Consider the following 17,047-nt stretch of genomic DNA (forward strand, 5'->3'; position numbering starts at 1 on the left):
GTCAGTGATCCGTCCGCGCGTCCGTGGCGTCCAGCAGTTCGCGGAAGGCCCGCTCCACCGCATCGGGGTGCTCCATCATCGCGACGTGCCCGCTGTCGGGGAGCGTCAGCAGCCGCGAGTCACGGAACGTCCGGGCGGCACGGTACGCCATCCGGGGGGCCACCAGCTTGTCCTTGCCCCCGTACACCAGCAGCGTCGGCGCGAGCACCCGCTCGGCCTGCCGCCACAGGCTGTGCTGGCCGCCGAGCGTGTAGGCGTCCACGATGCCGCGCGCCGAGCGGGTCAGCGCGTCCCAGAAGTACGGCAGCGCCAGCCGGCGCTCGTACTCCGTGGCGTGCTCGGCGAAGGACTCCTCGCTGACCTGCGACGGGTCGCCGTAGCAGAGCCACAGCAGCTGCCGGGTGCGCCGTTCCACGGACCAGTCGCGGGTGGCGCGGGACACCAGCGCGGTCGCGCCCGGCAGCCCGAGGAACGCGGTCGGCCAGGCGCCGTACTGGGGCGGCACCTCCGGCAGCGCGGGCGAGATCAGCGTCAGGGTGCGGACCAGGTCGGGCCGGGCCGCGGCGACCTTGGTGACGACGGCTCCCCCCAGCGAGTTGCCGAAGAGGTGCACGGGCCCGCGCCCGGAAGCCTCCAGCAGGCGCACGACGGCGCGCGCGTGCCCCCCGATCGAGTAGTTGCCGTCGTCCGGCGGCGGCGAATGCCCGAAACCGGGCAGGTCCAGGGCCTCGCAGGACACCCGGTCCGCCAGCAGCCGCATCAGCGCCGACCAGTTGGAGGACGACCCGCCCAGGCCGTGCACGAAGAGCGCGGGCGGCAGCCCTTCGGCCTGCTCCGCCCGCGCCCGTACGGCCAGCGTCCGCCCCGGCAAGGCCACGGTCCGCACCACCTCCCCGTCCCCGGCTCTGGCTCCCGAAGGCGGTACGGGCACGGCGGCGAACGCGGCTTCGGGCGACTCCGTCGAGGACATGGGGCAATGTTACGAGGTGATCACGCGTGCGCTCGTGTGTTCGCCCTCACACGCGTCGTGGGGATTTTCCGTCCCTCCCGTCACTCTGCACACCCCGTCCCTGTCTCCTACGCTCGCAGAAGGGGAAAGAGGGGGACAGTGGGTAGCAGCGGGGGACGGCAGCGCACGACCAGACGGGAGGTGCCCGTGTCCGACGACATCGAGACCTTCGACGACGACGTCATCGACGACCTGGAGGACGCCGAGACCGACATCGAGGCGCCCGAGGCGGACATCGCCGAACAGCACCTCGAACTGCTGCAGCACCGCGATGTCCCGATCACCGAACGCCCCGACGACGCCGATCCGGCGGACGTCGCCGAGCAGCACAGGGTGGTGGAACTCGACGAGGACGACTATCGCTGAGTTCCACTTGGTGAGAATGTGCGTTCGCACAGCGCATGCCCCCGCTACCGAAAAGTACGATGGCACCCGCAGCGCAGAACGACATCACATGGGAGGCGGCGTGACAGCCATCGAGCAGACTGAGGCGCGCCCTCGCGGCACACGCCTGCCGCGCCGGGCCCGGAGAAACCAGCTGCTGGGCGCAGCCCAGGAGGTGTTCGTCGCCCAGGGCTACCACGCCGCCGCGATGGACGACATCGCGGAGCGCGCGGGCGTCAGCAAGCCCGTGCTCTACCAGCACTTCCCCGGCAAGCTCGAGCTCTACCTGGCCCTGCTGGACCAGCATTGCGAGGCCCTGCTGGACGCGGTGCGCACCGCACTGGCCTCCACCAGCGACAACAAGCAGCGCGTGGCGGCCACCATGGACGCCTACTTCGCGTACGTGGAGGACGAGGGCGGCGCCTTCCGCCTGGTCTTCGAGTCCGACCTCACCAACGAGCCGGCCGTCCGCGAGCGCGTCGACAAGGTCGCGCTCCAGTGCGCCGAGGCGATCAGCGAGGTCATCGCCGAGGACACGGGGCTGACCACCGAGCAGTCCATGCTGCTCGCCGTCGGCCTCGGCGGCGTCTCGCAGGTCGTGGCCCGTTACTGGCTCTCCAGCGGCAGCTCCATGCCCCGCGAGACCGCGGTGCAGTTGCTGACGTCGCTGGCCTGGCGCGGCATCGCGGGCTTCCCGCTGCACGGCGCCGAGCACTGACGCCTCCGCCCGGCGGCTGTTCGCTCTGGGCGTGCCCGTCGGCCGGTGCCCTGGTGCCGGGCGCGGCTAATGTGTCCTGCGTACGGCGCGATTTCCAACCGCGCACACCGCAGACCGTTCGGAGGGACAAAAGCCGTGGAGGTCAAGATCGGCGTGCAGCACGCGCCGCGCGAGATCATCATCGAGAGCGCGCAGACGGCCGAGGAGGTCGAGAAGGCCGTCGCCGAGGCGCTCACGGGCACCGCCAAGCTGCTCAGCCTCACCGACGAGCACGGAAAGCGCGTGCTCGTGCCGGCCGAACGGCTGGCCTACGTGGAGATCGGTGAGCAGGCGGCGCGCCGGGTGGGCTTCGGCGCCCAGCTCTAAGCAGGGCAGGGGGCAGGGCAGGTCAGAGCCTCGCCGCTCCCGCACCGGGACGACGCACGGCGGGTCACCCCCGAATGGGGTGACCCGCCGTTTCGCCGTGCGGGCCCGCGGGGTAGGACCCGTGCGACCGAAGTCTCCGGGAGGGGCCGCACGATGATGTGGGAAGCGCTCGCGTTCGCCGCCGTCGGACTGTCCGTCGCGTACGCCGCGACCCGGATGCTCCCCCGCCGCCGCCTTCCCGCGGCGACGCTGGTGCTCGCCACGGGAACGGTCGCCGCCGTCCTCGGCGGTCTCATCACCCGTACCGTCCTCGGCTCGGACCGGTTCCTGATCAGCCTCGCCGTGTCGGTGGGGGTGGCGGCCGCCCTGCTCTCGCTGCTGGTGCGCCCGCCGCGGAGCGCCCGCCCGTCGTCGCCGCGCACGGCCTGAGCCGCACGGCCTCCGTACGGCTCCCCACGGCCCGGACCGCTCAGGCGGCCAGGCCCAGCGCCGCCATCCGCTTGGTGTGGGCCTCGGTGATCCGGGTGAACATCCGGCCGACCTCCGCGAGGTCGAAGCCGTCCGCGACCCCGCCGACCAGCATCGTGCTGAGCGCGTCCCGGTCCGCCACGACCCGCTGCGCCTGCGACAGCGCCTCGCCCATCAGCCGGCGCGCCCACAGCGCGAGCCGCCCGCCGACCCGCGGGTCGGCCTCGATGGCGGAGCGCACCTTCTCCACCGCGAAGGAGGCGTGGCCGGTGTCGTCCAGCACGGCCAGCACCAGCTCGCGGGTGTCGGCGTCCAGGCGGGCGGCGACCTCGCGGTAGAAGTCGGACGCGATGGAGTCGCCGACGTACGCCTTGACCAGGCCCTCCAGCCAGTCCGACGGCGCGGTCAGGCGGTGGAACTCGTCCAGTGCGGCGGCGAAGGGCTCCATCGCCGCGGTCGGGTCCGCCTCGACGGTGGTGAGCCGCGCGCGGAGCTGCTCGAAGTGGTGGAACTCGGCGGACGCCATCGCCGCGAGCTCCGCCTTGTCCTCCAGGGACGGCGCGAGCTTGGCGTCCTCCGCGAGCCGCTCGAAGGCGGCCAGCTCGCCGTACGCGAGTGCCCCGAGCAGGTCCACGACCGCCGCGCGGTACTGCGGGTCCGCGGACGCGGCGACCCAGTCCTTGGCGGCGATGGTCGTCTCGGCGGGGGTGTCGGCGGGGGTGTCAGGCGTCTCCATGCTGCGCACAATAGCCAACCCCACCAGCGCGGCAACCATCCCGTGCGGCCCCGGCGCGCGGAAGCAGCGACGTGACCTGTCCCACGTACCCCGAAATCCATCCGCCGCAGGTGTGTCATTCCGGGGTACAGTGATATGGACCCGCCAGGTGACCCGGCGGGTCACGCATGAATGGATGCCCGGTCGGTGGCCCGATCGGCTCCTACCGACCGCCCTCCCCACGTGGGGAGGGGCCCGTATCGCGGCGCGCGCGAGGGCAGCGGTCCCGCGCACCTCGGCCACCCAGGGCCGTACGACACCTCGCGCGGTCAGCGCAGTTCCCTGCGCTCGACCCTCCCCCGTTCACACGCTCAGCGCCGCGTCCCAAACAGAAGAGGCAGAGCATCCTGACCACCATCACGACTTTCCGTGACCTGGGGATCCTCCCCGAGACCGCCGAGGCCCTCGAGGCCGTCGGCATCACCACTCCCTTCCCGATCCAGGAGATGACGCTCCCGGTCGCCCTCGCGGGCAACGACGTCATCGGCCAGGCCAAGACCGGCACCGGCAAGACCCTGGGCTTCGGCCTCCCGATCCTGGAGCGGGTCGTCGTCCCGGTCGACGTCGAGGCCGGGCGCGCCAAGCCCGAGGACGTCGTCGACGGTCCCCAGGCCCTGGTGATCGTCCCCACCCGCGAGCTGTGCACGCAGGTCACCAACGACCTGCTCACCGCCGGCAAGGTGCGCAATGTGCGCGTGCTGGCGATCTACGGCGGCCGCGCGTACGAGCCCCAGGTCGAGGCCCTGAAGAAGGGCATCGAGGTGGTCGTCGGCACCCCGGGGCGTCTGCTGGACCTCGCCGGCCAGAAGAAGCTCAACCTGCGCAACGTCCGCGCCCTCGTCCTCGACGAGGCCGACGAGATGCTCGACCTGGGCTTCCTCCCCGACGTCGAGAAGATCATCGAGATGCTGCCGGTCAAGCGGCAGACGATGCTCTTCTCCGCGACGATGCCGGGCGCCGTCATCGGTCTGGCGCGCCGCTACATGTCGCAGCCCACGCACATCCGCGCCACCTCGCCGGACGACGAGGGCGCCACCGTCGCCAACATCACCCAGCACGTCTTCCGCGCCCACTCCCTGGACAAGCCGGAGCTCGTCTCCCGCGTCCTGCAGGCCGAGGGCCGCGGTCTGGCGATGATCTTCTGCCGTACCAAGCGCACCGCGGCCGACCTCGCGGAGCAGCTGGAGCAGCGCGGCTTCGCCTCGGGCGCCGTCCACGGCGACCTCGGCCAGGGCGCCCGCGAGCAGGCGCTGCGCGCCTTCCGCAACGGCAAGGTCGACGTCCTGGTCTGCACCGACGTCGCCGCCCGCGGCATCGACGTCGAGGGCGTCACCCACGTGATCAACTACCAGACGCCGGAGGACGAGAAGACCTACCTCCACCGCATCGGCCGCACCGGCCGCGCGGGCGCGTCCGGCACGGCGATCACGCTGGTCGACTGGGACGACATCCCGCGCTGGCAGCTGATCAACAAGGCGCTGGACCTGCCGTTCAACGCCCCGGAGGAGACGTACTCCACCTCCACCCACCTCTACGAGCTGCTCGGCATCCCCGAGGGCACCAAGGGCGTCCTGCCGCGGGCGGAGCGCACCCGGGCCGGCCTCGACGCGGAGGAGATCGAGGACCTCGGCGAGACCGGCGGCCGCGGGCGCGGCCGTGGTGGCCGCAAGTCCGGCCCGGCCGCCTCGGCCGAGGCGGAGGAGCGTCCGGCCCGCACCCGTACGCCGCGCCAGCGCCGCCGCACCCGCGGCGGACAGACGGTCGACGGGGTGTCCGCCGAGGCGGAGGCGGTCGTCGAGACCGTCGAGGCCCCGGACGCCGAGGCCCCGGCTCCGCGCCGCCGTCGCCGCACCCGTACGGGCTCGGGCACCGAGACCGTCACGGCCGCCGCCCCGGCGGCCGAGGAGGTCCCGGCCCCCCGCCGTCGCCGTACGCGGTCCGGCGCCGCCACCGGTGCCGAGACTCCGGCCGCCGTCGAGGCGGCGGCCCCGGAAGCGGCTCCCGCGGAGGGCGAGGGCGCGGCCAAGACCGTCCGCCGCCGTCGCCGCACGCGGACGGCCAAGCCGGCCGACGAGGCCACCGGCTGACGCGACACCCGTACCCGGACGGCCGGGCGCCCCTCGTGGGGCGCCCGGCCGTCGGCGTTCGCCCGCGCGGCGCCGGAGGTCGGGGCCCGCGTCGTGTGGGGGCAACCCGGCCCGGCTAGCCTCGGCGCATGAGCCGACCGCCGTTCCTGACGCTGCCCGAGAACGCCACCGCGTACCCCCTGGAGACGGCCCGCGGCGCCTTCGCCGTGCTGGACGCCGTCCCGCCGGCCGGCACGCCGCGGCGCGGCACCGCCCTGCTGGTGCCCGGGTTCACGGGCAGCAAGGAGGACTTCGTCGCGCTGCTCGAGCCGCTCGCGGCCGCCGGCTACCGCACGGTCGCCGTGGACGGCCGGGGCCAGCACGAGTCGCCGGGCCCGCGGGACGAGGCGGCGTACGCACAGGCCGAGCTGGCCGCCGACGTCGTCGCGCAGACCGCCGCACTGGGCACCGCTCCCGGCGAGCCGGTGCACCTGCTGGGGCACTCGATGGGCGGCCTGGTCGTCCGCGCCGCCGTCCTGGCCGAGCACGGCGACGGCGCCGCCCTGCCCTGGGCGTCGCTCACCCTCATGAGTTCCGGTCCGGCCGCCATCGAACCCGCCCAGCAGGCCCGTACGAAGCTGCTGCTCGAGGCGCTGTCCGCGATGGACATGGAGGGCGTGTGGCGCGCGATGCGCGAGCTGGACGCCGAGGACCTCGAAGGCACGGCGAACGCCGAGGGCGCGGTCGAGGAGTTCCTGCACCGCCGCTGGCTGGCGACGGCGCCCGAACAACTGACGGCCACCGGCCGGCAGCTGCTCGACGAGCCGGACCGGGTGGCGGAACTCGCGGCCGTGCCCCTGCCGAAGCTGGTGCTCTCCGGCGCGGTGGACTACGCCTGGCCCGTCCCGTGGCTGGACGCGATGGCCGAGCGCCTCGGCGCCCGCCGCGTGGTGGTCGAGGGGGCCGAGCACTCCCCCAACGCCGAGCAGCCGGCCCGCACCGCCGGCGCGCTGATCGGCTTCTGGGGTTAGAGCCGCGCCTGCAGGTGCTCCCAGAAGCCGTCGCGCAGCACGCGCCGCAGGTCGGCGTGGCCGCGCAGCGAGATGTTGAGCATGCCCTCGGCCTCGACGAGCAGTTCCTGGTCGTAGGCCGGCGGCAGGTACGGGTGGCCGGGCAGCAGCTCGGCCAGGGAGTCGCGGCCGCGCGTCGCCAGCCACTGCGAGGCGACCCGGGCCCCGACGAAGTGCACGTCCTCACGGGTCGGGATGGGCCCGGTGGGGATCGGCGCGTCGCCGTAGACGGGGGCCGTGCGCCGGGTGATGTACGGCTTGCAGAAGTCGAGGTCGAGGGTGCGCAGGCTGTCGACCTCCCACAGCAGGGGGTCGGCCTGGTTGCGGCCGTCGGCGGCCTCGATGCCCCACAGGTGGACGCGGGCGCCGTAGCCCTGGGCGGCCTCGACCGCGGAGACCAGGTCCTCGTCGCCGCCGATCAGGACGGCGTCGCTGATGGCGCGGTGCCGGGCCAGTGACTCCAGGTCGCTGCGGATCAGCGAGTCGACGCCCTTCTGCTGGCGGCTGGCGTTGAGGTTGCCGAGCCGCACCTTGACGTCGGGGAGCTCGGCGATGCGTTCCTGCTCGGCGGTGTGGATGCGGCGGCGGGCGCCGTCGTACCAGTAGACGCGCAGCAGGCGGCTGTCGGCGAAGAGGGTGCGGGCCCGGTCGATGAAGGCCTCGATGATGCCCTCGGCGTCGAGTTCGAAGGCCCTCCGGTCCTCGGTGCCCGCGACGAGGCGACCGGCCGCGGCGTACACGTACCCGGCGTCGACGAACACGGCGTGGGTCGCCGGGGTCGTGGCGACCTCGGCGAGCACCCGCTGCAGGAGCTCGTTCGTGCGCTCGATGCCGGCGGCGATGGCGGAAAGGGCGTCGTCGTTCATAGAGATCACATTGTCCGGCGGTTCCGTCCGCACACACAACCGGAACCAGGACCGCCGGTACCGGTGGCTACCCACCGGTAGATGCGTGGGAAAAATTTTCTTTAGGACAGGGAAGGTTTTCGCGGGGGCAACTGTTGTTGATACATGAATGACCCAGGCAGGTAACGGCTGCGAAGCAGCCCCGTACTCCAATGGAGGAGTGCCCGGACGAAGGGAGAAGCCGTGAACACCATGCGCTTCGAGATCATGCGCCTCAACGACCAGGACGGTCGCGCCGTCGACTGCACGGTCGTGGACGCCGCCTCCGTCGACCAGATCGTCCAGCAGGCCGCCGCGATCGGCCAGCGCATCTACATCCGCCCGGCCCAGTAAGGCCCCGTCACCCCGGCGTGGCCGCACGGCCGGACGCCATGAACGCGAAGGGCCCCGTACACCACGGTACGGGGCCCTTCTCGCGTCCGGATTCCGCCGACGGTCCGTCAGCCCTCGCCGCGGATGAAGCCGAAGACCCCGTTGGCGATCTGCTGCACCGCGATCGCCGAGAGCAGCATGCCGGAGAGCCGGGTGACCAGCACCACACCGCCGTCCTTGATCAGACGGATGATCACCAGTGAGTAACGCATCGTCAGCCAGAGCACCACGTGCATCGCGACGATGGCGACCCACACCGACAGCTGCTGCCCGAACCCGTGCGCGCGCTGCACCGCGAGGATCACCGTCACGATCGCGCCCGGCCCGGCGAGCAGCGGCATGCCGAGCGGCACCAGCGCGACGTTGACGTCCTTGGTCTGGGTGGGCTCGTCCGCCTTGCCGGTGAGCAGGTCGAGGGCGATGAGCAGCAGGAGCAGACCGCCGGCGATCATCAGGGCCGGCACCGAGACGTGCAGGTAGTCCAGGATCTGCTGGCCGCAAATGCCGAAGACGGTGATGACGCCCAGCGCGACGGTGGCGGCCTGCCAGGCCATACGGCGCTGGACCTTGGCCGCGCGGCCGGAGGTGAGGGCGAGGAAGATCGGGGTGATCCCGGGCGGGTCCATGATCACGAAGAGCGTGACGAAGACCGACCCGAACAGGGTGAGGGAGAACAGATCCATGGGCCTTGCGAAGGGTTGCGGGGGTGGGTGGGGGGTCAGGGACGGGTGAGGGGCGCCGCGCCGGTGGCCCGGCGGACGAGCTCCCGGTAGACCTCGGGGTCGGTGGTGTACTCACCGAGCCGGACGGTCTTGCGGGTGCCGTGGTAGTCGCTGGACCCGGTGGGGAGCAGTCCCAGCTCCGCCGCGAGGGCGCGCAGGTGGGCACGGGTCGGCTCGTCGTGGTCCATGTGGTCCACCTCGATGCCGTCGAGCCCGGCCGCGGCCAGGTCGTGGATGACGCCCTCGGGCACGCAGGTGCCGCGCTTGACGGCGGCGGGATGGGCGAAGACCGTCACCCCGCCCGCGTTCTTGACGAGCCGGATCGCCTCGAAGGGGTCGAGTTCGTGCTTCTCGACGTAGGCGCGCCCGCCCGGCCCTATCCACTCGGGCGTGAACGCCTCGGCGATGCTGTCCACCAGTCCCGCCTCGATCAGCGCCTGGGCGATGTGCGGCCGGCCCACGGCACCGTCGCCGGCGATCTCGGCGACGCGGTCCCAGGTCACCGGCACCCCGTGCTCGCGGAGCCGGGCGACCATGGCCTGCGCGCGGGGCATCCGGTCGTCGCGCACGAGCTCGCGCTCCCGGTGGAGCTCCGGCTCCTGCGGGTCGAAGAGGTAGGCGAGCATGTGCAGGCTCACCCCGTCGATGCGGCAGGAGAGTTCGGCGCCGGTGACCAGGACCGGCGCCGCGGCGCCCGCGGCGTGCAGTTCGGCCAGCGCCTTCTCGGCCTCGGCGTAGCCGCCGACCGTGTCGTGGTCGGTGAGGGCCACGACGTCCAGCCCGGCCGCGGCCGCGGCCCGGACCAGCTCTGCGGGGGTGTCCGTGCCGTCGGAGGCCGTGGAGTGGGTGTGCAGATCGATTCGCACGCAGGTCACTCCAGGCGCTCGGTGCTCGGACGGATTCAGGGGTTGTGATTACCAGGATAACTGCCCGGACAACCTGTGAATCTCAGGAGAGCAGGCGAGGGGAGAGCGCCCCGCACGGTACGAGATCGACTTCGGCGCCGGCCTCGCGCAGATCGGTCAGTATCAGCTCGTCGTACATGAGCAGGCCCGACTCCTCCGGCCACACGACCGCCCACAGCCAGAGCCCGAACGACTCGCCCGCGAAGACCGCGCGGTCCGGTGGCGTCCCGTTCACGTGCCACAGGCCGGTCGGCCTCCCGGCCGCGATCACCTTGGCGGCCGGCGGCTTGCCGATGCACATCGCCGGACCGGGGTCCGGCCCCGGGATCCCGGCGAACCTCGCCCCGAGCCCGACCCCGAGCTCCTCCGCCACCAGCACCATCTCGCCCTGCCCGCCGAGCGGCCCCGGCCCCGAGCACGCCACCGCCGTGGCCCGTCCGCCGCTGCGGTCGTCCCCCGCGGACGCGACGCCGGTGAACAGCCAGCCCACCGGCAGCGGCCAGGGCATCCACACCGGGACGTGCGACCGGCTCACGACCACGCCGAGGGCTTCCACACTCGGCGGCACGACAGGCTGCAACGGATACACGGCGCCGTGCTCGTCGCACTGCCAGGAGTCGGCGAAGAGCCCGGGCGCTCGGACCCGGCCACCGCACTTCGGGCAACTGGGTTCGCCCCTCATAACGCCCCACGGTCCTCCGGCGGCGTGCCCGCGTCAAGGACGATCACCCGTCCGAGTTCGACGCGTGGCGTCGCCGCACGGCACACCTCCCCCACCGGTCACGCCTGTCGCCCGGAGGCGGGCCCGCGCGGACCGCTGAGGGGGCGTCACCGACCGCCGGGGCTCAGTCCGTCAGGGGGACCGCCGCGCGCTGCGGGTCGCGCAGGTCGGTGCCCGCCTGCAGCCAGCGCTCCTGGAGCGCCCCGGCGCCGCGCACCCGCTTCCAGGCGGCCTCGTTCGCCGTCATCGGCAGGAGCGGGAAGAAGCGGACCGGGTCCATCGGGGCGTCGAGTTCCAGGTCCTCCACCAGACCACCGGGCTCGGCGACCAGGACGGCCGAGAACGCCGCCCCGGGCCACAGCGGTTCGCTCACGTCCAGCGAGTTCCCCGGCGCGACGACGACGCCCTCGACCTGGGGGCTGGCGGCCAGTACGGCGAGCGGCCGCAGGACCTTGTCCGTGTCGGCGCCGCGCCCGCCGCGCAGGGTCAGCACGAGCTCCGCGCGCGGGCCGCGCACCGGGTCCGCGACGACGGTGACGGGGTCGTTCATCGGTGCGCGCGACATGCCCAGGGTGACGTACCGCAGCAGCTCACCCTCGCGGAAGCGCAGCACCTCGATCCGTTCGGTGCCCAGGAAGGTGACCGCGGCGCGGGCGTCCGGCTCACCGAAGGCCATGTGCAGCCGCGCCTCAACGAGCCCCAGTACGTCGACCATGAAGTGAGCATAGAGCGCGTATGGAACGTGCAAAGCCGCGGCTTCGCGCAGGAGGCGCCTGATAAGGTGGGCCGTCGGCTACGCCGGTAGAGGCGTGCCACTTTCCCCCAGCGGGGATCGGCCGGAGGAGGTGGGGCTGCAATGGATCCTAGTCGACCGTGCAGTACCGGCAGCTCTTCCGCCCGGCAACCCTCCTGATCCCCCGCGTTCCGTACCCGGTCACCCGGGCGTGAAACCAAAGAACCACGGAACCGACGGGGATTCTCGGATTTCCACGAGCACGAGCACGAGCGTGTGACGGCGCCGCGTGTCCGCTCGAACGGCCTGCCCGGGTCCGCCCTGCCGCCTCCGGAAGAGCTCCCTGAACTGCGCAGTGATCAACGGTGATCACCCTGCCCTGATCCGCATTTCAGCCCGGCCAGTCCGTGAAGGAGCTTGCCATGTCGATGATCCGCGACCTGCGCGCAGTCGTCCGCCCCGCCCTGCGCAAGAGCAGCACGTCATACGACTACGGCCCGGACCGCTCCCGCACCTCGTCGGCCACGCCCAGCTCGGTCGTGGACTGCGCCGTCTACCGGGACGGCCGCCGCGGCAGCGACCACATCTCGCCGCGCGAGGCCCTGGAGAAGGTGCGCGGCGGCAACGAGGGCTTCGTCTGGATCGGCCTGCACGAGCCGTCGGAGCGGGAGTTCGCGGAGATCGCCGAGGTGTTCGGACTGCACCCGCTGGCCGTGGAGGACGCCGTCCACGCCCACCAGCGGCCGAAGCTGGAGCGCTACGACGACACGCTCTTCATGGTCTTCAAGACCATCCGCTACGTCGAGCACGCCGAACTCACCGCCACCAGCGAGGTGGTGGAAAGTGGCGAGGTGATGGTCTTCACCGGCCGGCACTTCGTCATCACCGTCCGGCACGGCGGCCACGGCTCGCTGCGCGCCCTGCGGCACCGCCTGGAGGACGACCCCGAGCTGCTCGCCAAGGGGCCCTCCGCGGTGCTGCACGCCATCGCCGACCAGGTCGTGGACGACTACCTGGCGGTCAGCGAGGCCGTGCAGGACGACATCGACGAGGTGGAGATCGACGTCTTCTCCGCCCAGGGCAAGTCCCCGCGGGCCACCGACGCGGGGCGCATCTACCAGCTCAAGCGCGAGGTGCTGGAGTTCAAGCGGGCGGTGTCCCCGCTGCTGCGCCCGATGCAGATGCTCAGCGAGCGGCCGATGCGCGTGGTCGACCCCGAGATCCAGAAGTACTTCCGGGACGTGGCCGACCACGTCGCCCGCGTCCACGAGATGGTGGTCGGCTTCGACGACCTGCTCAACTCCATCCTGCAGGCCAACCTCGCCCAGGCGGCCGTCGCGCAGAACGAGGACATGCGCAAGATCACCTCATGGGCGGCGATCATCGCCGTCCCGACCATGATCTGCGGTGTGTACGGCATGAACTTCGAGCACATGCCGGAACTCCACTGGCGGTACGGCTACCCGATGGTGCTGGTCGCGATCGGCGGGATCTGCCTCGCCATCCACCGCATCCTGCGCCGCAACGGCTGGCTGTAGGGCAGGCCCTAACCGGCCTTCCTGCGGTCCGCCAGGATCACCAGGGCCAGCCCCGCGAGGATCACCGCGAGCGTCGGGTAGGCCGCCACGGGCGGGGTCTGGCCCAGCCAGACCGCCGCCACCAGGGCGGCGCCCGGCGTCTCCAGCAGGATCGCCGTGGACGTGGTCGACGCCCCGAGCCCGCGCACCACCCGGTTGAGCAGGCTGTGGCCGAGCAGTTGCGCGGCCACGGTCAGGGCGACGAGCTTCGCCCAGGTGCCGCCGTCGTAACCGCCGAGCGCCGAGCCCGAGGCCAGGCAGACGGCCAGCAGGGCCACGGCCGTGGTGGAGTAGCAGACGTAGGTGTACGCGGTCGTGCTGACGGTCCGTCGCACCTCCGCGCCGAGCAGGACGTACCCCGCCGCCGCGATGCCGCCGCCCAGTGCCAGGGCGTCCCCGACCAGGGCGCGCGGTGACAGCGACAGGTCGACGCCGGTCAGCAGCACCACGCCGGCGACCGCCAGCGCGGAGCCCAGCCACACCATCCGCGGCGGCCGGTGGCCGCGCATGAACAGGATCAGGGTGGTCCACACCGGCGTCGTCGTGCCCAGCGCCGTCGAGGACGCGACCGAGGTCATGGTCAGGCTCGGCAGCCACAGCCCGAAGTGCAGCGCCAGCACCAGGCCGGACGCGATCGACAGCCAGAACGCACGGCGGCCCATCCCCCGCAGCTCCCGCCGGTGCCGCAACCAGGCGAACGGGCTCAGCACGCCCACGGCCATGGCGTTCCGCCAGAAGGCGATGGCCAGCGCGGGCGCGGCGGTGGCGGCGATCAGCGGCGCGGAGAGGGAGACACCGGCGATGGCGACGGCCAGGAGTGCGAAGTCCAGTGGCGGCTTCCCGTGCGGGGCTGCGCCGGAGTCGGTGTCCGCCTTCGGTACGGCGGGCGTGGTGCTGGCGGACGGCGCGGCGGACACGCGGTGTCTCCTCGGGGCACGGTGGGACGGTGGCCTCCTTAGCGTAAGGCCCGTCCGGGCCCCGAGCTCCTGTCGTCTCACCATGTGTGCGGCACCACGGCGGCGGCCCGCGCGGCCCACGTCATAGGGTGGGCGCATGACGGACACCGTGACGCAGCCGCAGCTGGACCAGGCCCTGATCGAGGAGGCCGTGAAGAAGTCCGGTCTGCTCTGGGCCGACGGTCAGGCGCTGTGGCACGCCTGGGTCGACGGTGCCGTGGTGGTCGTCGGCGGCGGCCCCGGCGAGCAGCCGCTGCCCGGGCCCGGACTCACCGACGGCGGCACCGCCACGGTCACCGTCCGCAGCAAGGACAAGGGCGGCCGGCTGGTCGTCTTCGCGGTCCGGGTCACCGAGCTGCGCCCGGACGGCGAGGCGTGGACGGCCGCGGTGGAGGAGCTCAAGGGCAAGCGGCTGAACGCGCCGGACGCGGAGACGATGACCGGACGCTGGGCCCGCGAGTGCCGCGTGCTGCGCCTGGAGCCCACCGGCGACCCCCTGGAGCGCCCCGGCGCGATGACGGACGCCAGTGGCGCGGCGGCCCCGGTGCCGACGGCCGCGACCACCCGCCACCCGGTCCCGGCCGGTCTGCCCAAGCTGCTGCTGCGGCGCCGCAAGAGGGCCTGAGCCCCGGGCCTACTGCGTCACGGCCTTGCCGTAGTCGACGACGTCGTCCTCGTCCGGCGCGCGCAGCGTGAAGTCCTTGCCCCAGTCGGCCATGGTCAGCGTGCCGGCGCCGCCCGCACGTTCGTAGCGCAGCGGGTACGGCTTGCCCTCCAGGGACACGTCGATCGTGCCGCCGTTGCCGCCGTCCGCGGTGACCGCGATGGTGCGGACGCCGCCGACCGAGCGGTGGTCCCCGACGGCGAGTTCGCCGTGCAGGACGAACAGGCCCTCCAGCAGCACCTCCTTGTCGGTGAAGCCGCTGAACTGGTCGTACGTGGGGTCCCCGGCGGGCACCTTGACGTACTTGTTCTTGAGCTTGGCGCCGACCTGGTCGCCGTAGAAGCCGGCGCCCGCCTTGAGGTAGAGGTCGTCGCCCACCCGCAGCAGTTCGAAGGTGCTGCCCTCGGAGGTGACCTCGCCCAGGCCGCCGTTGCCGCGCAGCCGCATGTCGAGGGTGTAGGCACGCCCCTTGCTGACGACGGTGCCGGACAGCCGCACCGTGTCGGCCGCGTCGGCGGCGGTGCGGGCGCGCTTCTCGATGGTCCCGGCCGGCAGCTTGCCGACGCCGTTGGTCCCCGCGTCCGGATCACCCGCGCACCCCGTCGCTCCGACGAACACCAGGACCGCGCCCAGAAGGCTCACGAGGACGGCTGACCTGCGGCCGGGGATCACGTGTTCTCTTCCTCCTGCAGTTGTACGCGCCCGTCACACGAGGGCAGCGGCGAAGCGGAGCCGAAGCTACCGCAGCGTACCGCTGGCCGGGTGAACCGCTGTGAACGCCGTGCGAAGCCCCCGTGGAGCATTACCGCGCGCCTGGGGGGCGGGGGCGGAGTTAGCCTGGCGGCATGCCAGCGGGAACCTCCCGGGTCTTCGTCTCGCACCTGTCCGGGGTGCGGGTCTTCGATCCCAACGGCGACCAGGTCGGCCGGGTCCGGGACGTGGTCGTGATGCTGCGGGTCGGGGGCCGGCCGCCGCGTGTGCTGGGTCTGGTGGTGGAGGTCGTCAGCCGGCGCCGGATCTTCCTGCCGATCACGCGGGTGACGGGCGTGGAGTCCGGTCAGGTGATCACCACGGGTGTCGTCAACATGCAGCGCTTCGAACAGCGCCCGACCGAGACCCTGGTCCTCGGCGAGCTGCTTGACCAGCGGGTGACGCTGGTCGAGACCGGCGAGGACGTGACCGTGCTGGACGTGTCCATGGTGCGGCTCGCCGCGCGCCGCGACTGGGAGATCGACAAGGCCTTCGTGCGCCGCGGCAAGGGCGGCCCGCTGCGGCGCAGCGGGGAGACGCTGACCGTGGTGTGGTCCGCAGTCACCGGCTTCTCGCTGGACGAGCACGCGCAGGGCGCGGAGGCGCTGCTCGCCACCTTCGACCAGCTGCGCGCCGCCGACCTGGCGAACGTCCTGCACCACCTGTCGCCCAAGCGCCGCGCCGAGGTCGCCGCGGCCCTCGACGACGACCGCCTCGCCGACGTCCTGGAGGAGCTGCCGGACGACGACCAGGTGGAGATCCTCGGCAAGCTCGAGCAGGAGCGGGCCGCCGACGTGCTGGAGGCGATGGACCCGGACGACGCCGCCGACCTGCTGGCCGAACTGCCGAAGGAGGAGCAGGAACGGCTGCTGGGACTGATGGAGCCGCACGAGGCGGCCGACATGCGCCGGCTGATGTCGTACGAGGAGCGCACCGCCGGCGGTCTGATGACCACGGAGCCGATCGTGCTGCGCCCCGACGCCACCGTCGCCGACGCCCTGGCGCGGGTCCGCAACCCGGACCTGTCCCCCGCGCTCGCCGCCCAGGTGTACGTCTGCCGGCCGCCGGACGAGACCCCGACCGGCAAGTACCTGGGCACGGTGCACTTCCAGCGGCTGCTGCGCGACCCCCCGTTCACCCTGGTCAGCGCGCTCCTCGACAGCGACCTGCAACCACTGTCGCCGGACACCCCGCTGCCGGCGGTCACCAGCTTCCTCGCGACGTACAACATGGTGTCCGTGCCGGTCGTCGACGACAGCGGATCGCTGCTGGGCGCCGTCACCGTCGACGACGTCCTGGACCACCTGCTGCCGGAGGACTGGCGCGAGACGGAGCTGCACGAGGCGGCGCAGTGAGCGACGAGCGCCCCCGCGTCCGCCTCGACCAGCCGCGGGTACCGCGGATCAGCTTCCTGCCCTCCTACGACCCGGAGGCGTTCGGGCGGCTCTCGGAGAAGATCGCCCGCTTCCTGGGGACCGGGCGGTTCATCGTCTGGATGACGGTGGTGATCATCGCGTGGGTGGCGTGGAACGCGCTGGCGCCCCGCCATCTGCGCTGGGACTCCTACCCCTTCATCTTCCTCACCCTGATGCTGTCGCTGCAGGCCTCCTACGCCGCCCCGCTGATCCTGCTGGCGCAGAACCGGCAGGACGACCGCGACCGGGTCAACCTGGAGCAGGACCGCAAGGCGAACGACCGCAGCATCGCCGACACCGAGTACCTGACCCGCGAGGTGGCCGCGCTGCGGCTGGGCCTGGGAGAGGTCGCCACACGCGACTGGATCCGCTCCGAACTGCAGGAGCTGCTGAAGGACATCGACCAGCGGCAGCGTGCCGAGGCGGAGTGACCGCCGGGGTCGTCCCGCCGCCGTGTGAACCCGCCCACCG

20 protein-coding genes are annotated in these 17,047 nt (G+C 72.6%); 11 read left to right on the forward strand and 9 right to left on the reverse strand.

Annotated features, from left to right (window positions below):
* Nucleotide 1: 1 nt before the first annotated feature.
* Entirely contained in the window at nucleotides 2-970 is a 969-nt protein-coding gene (locus tag OG937_17505; GenBank protein WUD73350.1) for an alpha/beta hydrolase, read from the reverse strand.
* A 180-nt stretch (nucleotides 971-1,150) separates the two neighbouring features.
* On the opposite strand from OG937_17505, the gene OG937_17510 reads away from it, so the two are divergent.
* The 4 genes from OG937_17510 (at nucleotide 1,151) to OG937_17525 (ending at nucleotide 2,906) form a co-directional block, all read left to right on the forward strand.
* Nucleotides 1,151-1,375 (forward strand): hypothetical protein, encoded by a 225-nt coding sequence (locus tag OG937_17510; GenBank protein WUD78787.1) that lies wholly within the window; start codon nucleotides 1,151-1,153, stop codon nucleotides 1,373-1,375.
* 100 nt (nucleotides 1,376-1,475) lie between these two features.
* Complete coding sequence (locus tag OG937_17515) at nucleotides 1,476-2,111, forward strand: TetR/AcrR family transcriptional regulator (protein WUD73351.1); 636 nt, start codon at nucleotides 1,476-1,478, stop codon at nucleotides 2,109-2,111.
* A 135-nt stretch (nucleotides 2,112-2,246) separates the two neighbouring features.
* Nucleotides 2,247-2,477: a DUF3107 domain-containing protein gene (locus OG937_17520; protein WUD73352.1), complete on the forward strand. Its 231-nt coding sequence runs from the start codon at nucleotides 2,247-2,249 to the stop codon at nucleotides 2,475-2,477.
* Nucleotides 2,478-2,630: 153 nt separating this feature from the next.
* Nucleotides 2,631-2,906 carry a hypothetical protein gene (locus OG937_17525; protein WUD73353.1) on the forward strand — a complete coding sequence of 92 codons (276 nt, stop codon included), beginning with the start codon at nucleotides 2,631-2,633 and terminating at the stop codon, nucleotides 2,904-2,906.
* A gap of 40 nt (nucleotides 2,907-2,946) precedes the next feature.
* Here the strand turns inward: OG937_17525 and OG937_17530 are convergent, their stop codons facing one another.
* A complete protein-coding gene (locus OG937_17530; GenBank protein ID WUD73354.1) occupies nucleotides 2,947-3,681 on the reverse strand; it encodes a ferritin-like domain-containing protein in 735 nt (244 codons plus the stop codon).
* A gap of 485 nt (nucleotides 3,682-4,166) precedes the next feature.
* Between OG937_17530 and OG937_17535 the strand changes: the two genes are divergently transcribed.
* The gene (locus tag OG937_17535) at nucleotides 4,167-5,807 is read left to right on the forward strand and encodes a DEAD/DEAH box helicase (GenBank protein ID WUD73355.1); all 1,641 of its coding nucleotides are present in this window, start codon (nucleotides 4,167-4,169) and stop codon (nucleotides 5,805-5,807) included.
* A 128-nt stretch (nucleotides 5,808-5,935) separates the two neighbouring features.
* The gene (locus tag OG937_17540) at nucleotides 5,936-6,817 is read left to right on the forward strand and encodes an alpha/beta hydrolase (protein ID WUD73356.1); all 882 of its coding nucleotides are present in this window, start codon (nucleotides 5,936-5,938) and stop codon (nucleotides 6,815-6,817) included.
* Here the strand turns inward: OG937_17540 and OG937_17545 are convergent.
* Complete coding sequence (locus OG937_17545) at nucleotides 6,814-7,722, reverse strand: NYN domain-containing protein (protein ID WUD73357.1); 909 nt, start codon at nucleotides 7,720-7,722, stop codon at nucleotides 6,814-6,816. The genes OG937_17540 and OG937_17545 overlap by 4 nt on opposite strands.
* A gap of 222 nt (nucleotides 7,723-7,944) precedes the next feature.
* Between OG937_17545 and OG937_17550 the strand changes: the two genes are divergently transcribed.
* Nucleotides 7,945-8,094 carry a hypothetical protein gene (locus OG937_17550; protein ID WUD79096.1) on the forward strand — a complete coding sequence of 50 codons (150 nt, stop codon included), beginning with the start codon at nucleotides 7,945-7,947 and terminating at the stop codon, nucleotides 8,092-8,094.
* 107 nt (nucleotides 8,095-8,201) lie between these two features.
* On the opposite strand, the gene OG937_17555 is transcribed toward OG937_17550, so the two are convergent.
* From OG937_17555 to OG937_17570, 4 genes are all read right to left on the reverse strand, one after another.
* Nucleotides 8,202-8,810 (reverse strand): MarC family protein, encoded by a 609-nt coding sequence (locus tag OG937_17555; GenBank protein WUD78788.1) that lies wholly within the window; start codon nucleotides 8,808-8,810, stop codon nucleotides 8,202-8,204.
* A 41-nt stretch (nucleotides 8,811-8,851) separates the two neighbouring features.
* Nucleotides 8,852-9,721 (reverse strand): PHP domain-containing protein, encoded by an 870-nt coding sequence (locus OG937_17560; protein ID WUD73358.1) that lies wholly within the window; start codon nucleotides 9,719-9,721, stop codon nucleotides 8,852-8,854.
* A gap of 82 nt (nucleotides 9,722-9,803) precedes the next feature.
* Nucleotides 9,804-10,442 (reverse strand): hypothetical protein, encoded by a 639-nt coding sequence (locus tag OG937_17565; protein ID WUD73359.1) that lies wholly within the window; start codon nucleotides 10,440-10,442, stop codon nucleotides 9,804-9,806.
* A 163-nt stretch (nucleotides 10,443-10,605) separates the two neighbouring features.
* Complete coding sequence (locus OG937_17570) at nucleotides 10,606-11,196, reverse strand: suppressor of fused domain protein (protein ID WUD73360.1); 591 nt, start codon at nucleotides 11,194-11,196, stop codon at nucleotides 10,606-10,608.
* 440 nt (nucleotides 11,197-11,636) lie between these two features.
* On the opposite strand from OG937_17570, the gene OG937_17575 reads away from it, so the two are divergent.
* The gene (locus OG937_17575) at nucleotides 11,637-12,752 is read left to right on the forward strand and encodes a magnesium and cobalt transport protein CorA (GenBank protein WUD73361.1); all 1,116 of its coding nucleotides are present in this window, start codon (nucleotides 11,637-11,639) and stop codon (nucleotides 12,750-12,752) included.
* Nucleotides 12,753-12,760: 8 nt separating this feature from the next.
* Here the strand turns inward: OG937_17575 and OG937_17580 are convergent, their stop codons facing one another.
* Complete coding sequence (locus OG937_17580) at nucleotides 12,761-13,621, reverse strand: DMT family transporter (protein ID WUD78789.1); 861 nt, start codon at nucleotides 13,619-13,621, stop codon at nucleotides 12,761-12,763.
* A gap of 223 nt (nucleotides 13,622-13,844) precedes the next feature.
* Here OG937_17580 and OG937_17585 point away from each other — a divergent pair, with 223 nt between their 5' ends.
* The gene (locus OG937_17585; protein WUD73362.1) at nucleotides 13,845-14,372 is read left to right on the forward strand and encodes a hypothetical protein; all 528 of its coding nucleotides are present in this window, start codon (nucleotides 13,845-13,847) and stop codon (nucleotides 14,370-14,372) included.
* Nucleotides 14,373-14,381: 9 nt separating this feature from the next.
* Here the strand turns inward: OG937_17585 and OG937_17590 are convergent, their stop codons facing one another.
* Nucleotides 14,382-15,053, reverse strand: a complete 672-nt coding sequence (locus OG937_17590; protein WUD73363.1) for a hypothetical protein — start codon at nucleotides 15,051-15,053, stop codon at nucleotides 14,382-14,384.
* Between the two features lie 203 nt (nucleotides 15,054-15,256).
* Between OG937_17590 and OG937_17595 the strand changes: the two genes are divergently transcribed.
* Together OG937_17595 and OG937_17600 are read left to right on the forward strand one after the other, a co-directional pair.
* Nucleotides 15,257-16,516: a CBS domain-containing protein gene (locus OG937_17595; GenBank protein ID WUD73364.1), complete on the forward strand. Its 1,260-nt coding sequence runs from the start codon at nucleotides 15,257-15,259 to the stop codon at nucleotides 16,514-16,516.
* Entirely contained in the window at nucleotides 16,480-17,007 is a 528-nt protein-coding gene (locus OG937_17600) for a DUF1003 domain-containing protein (GenBank protein WUD78790.1), read from the forward strand. Before OG937_17595 ends, OG937_17600 begins: the two co-directional genes overlap by 37 nt.
* Nucleotides 17,008-17,047 lie beyond the last annotated feature (40 nt).

Origin of the sequence: Streptomyces sp. NBC_00510, from assembly GCA_036013505.1 — a bacterium.
Lineage (GTDB): Bacteria > Actinomycetota > Actinomycetes > Streptomycetales > Streptomycetaceae > Actinacidiphila.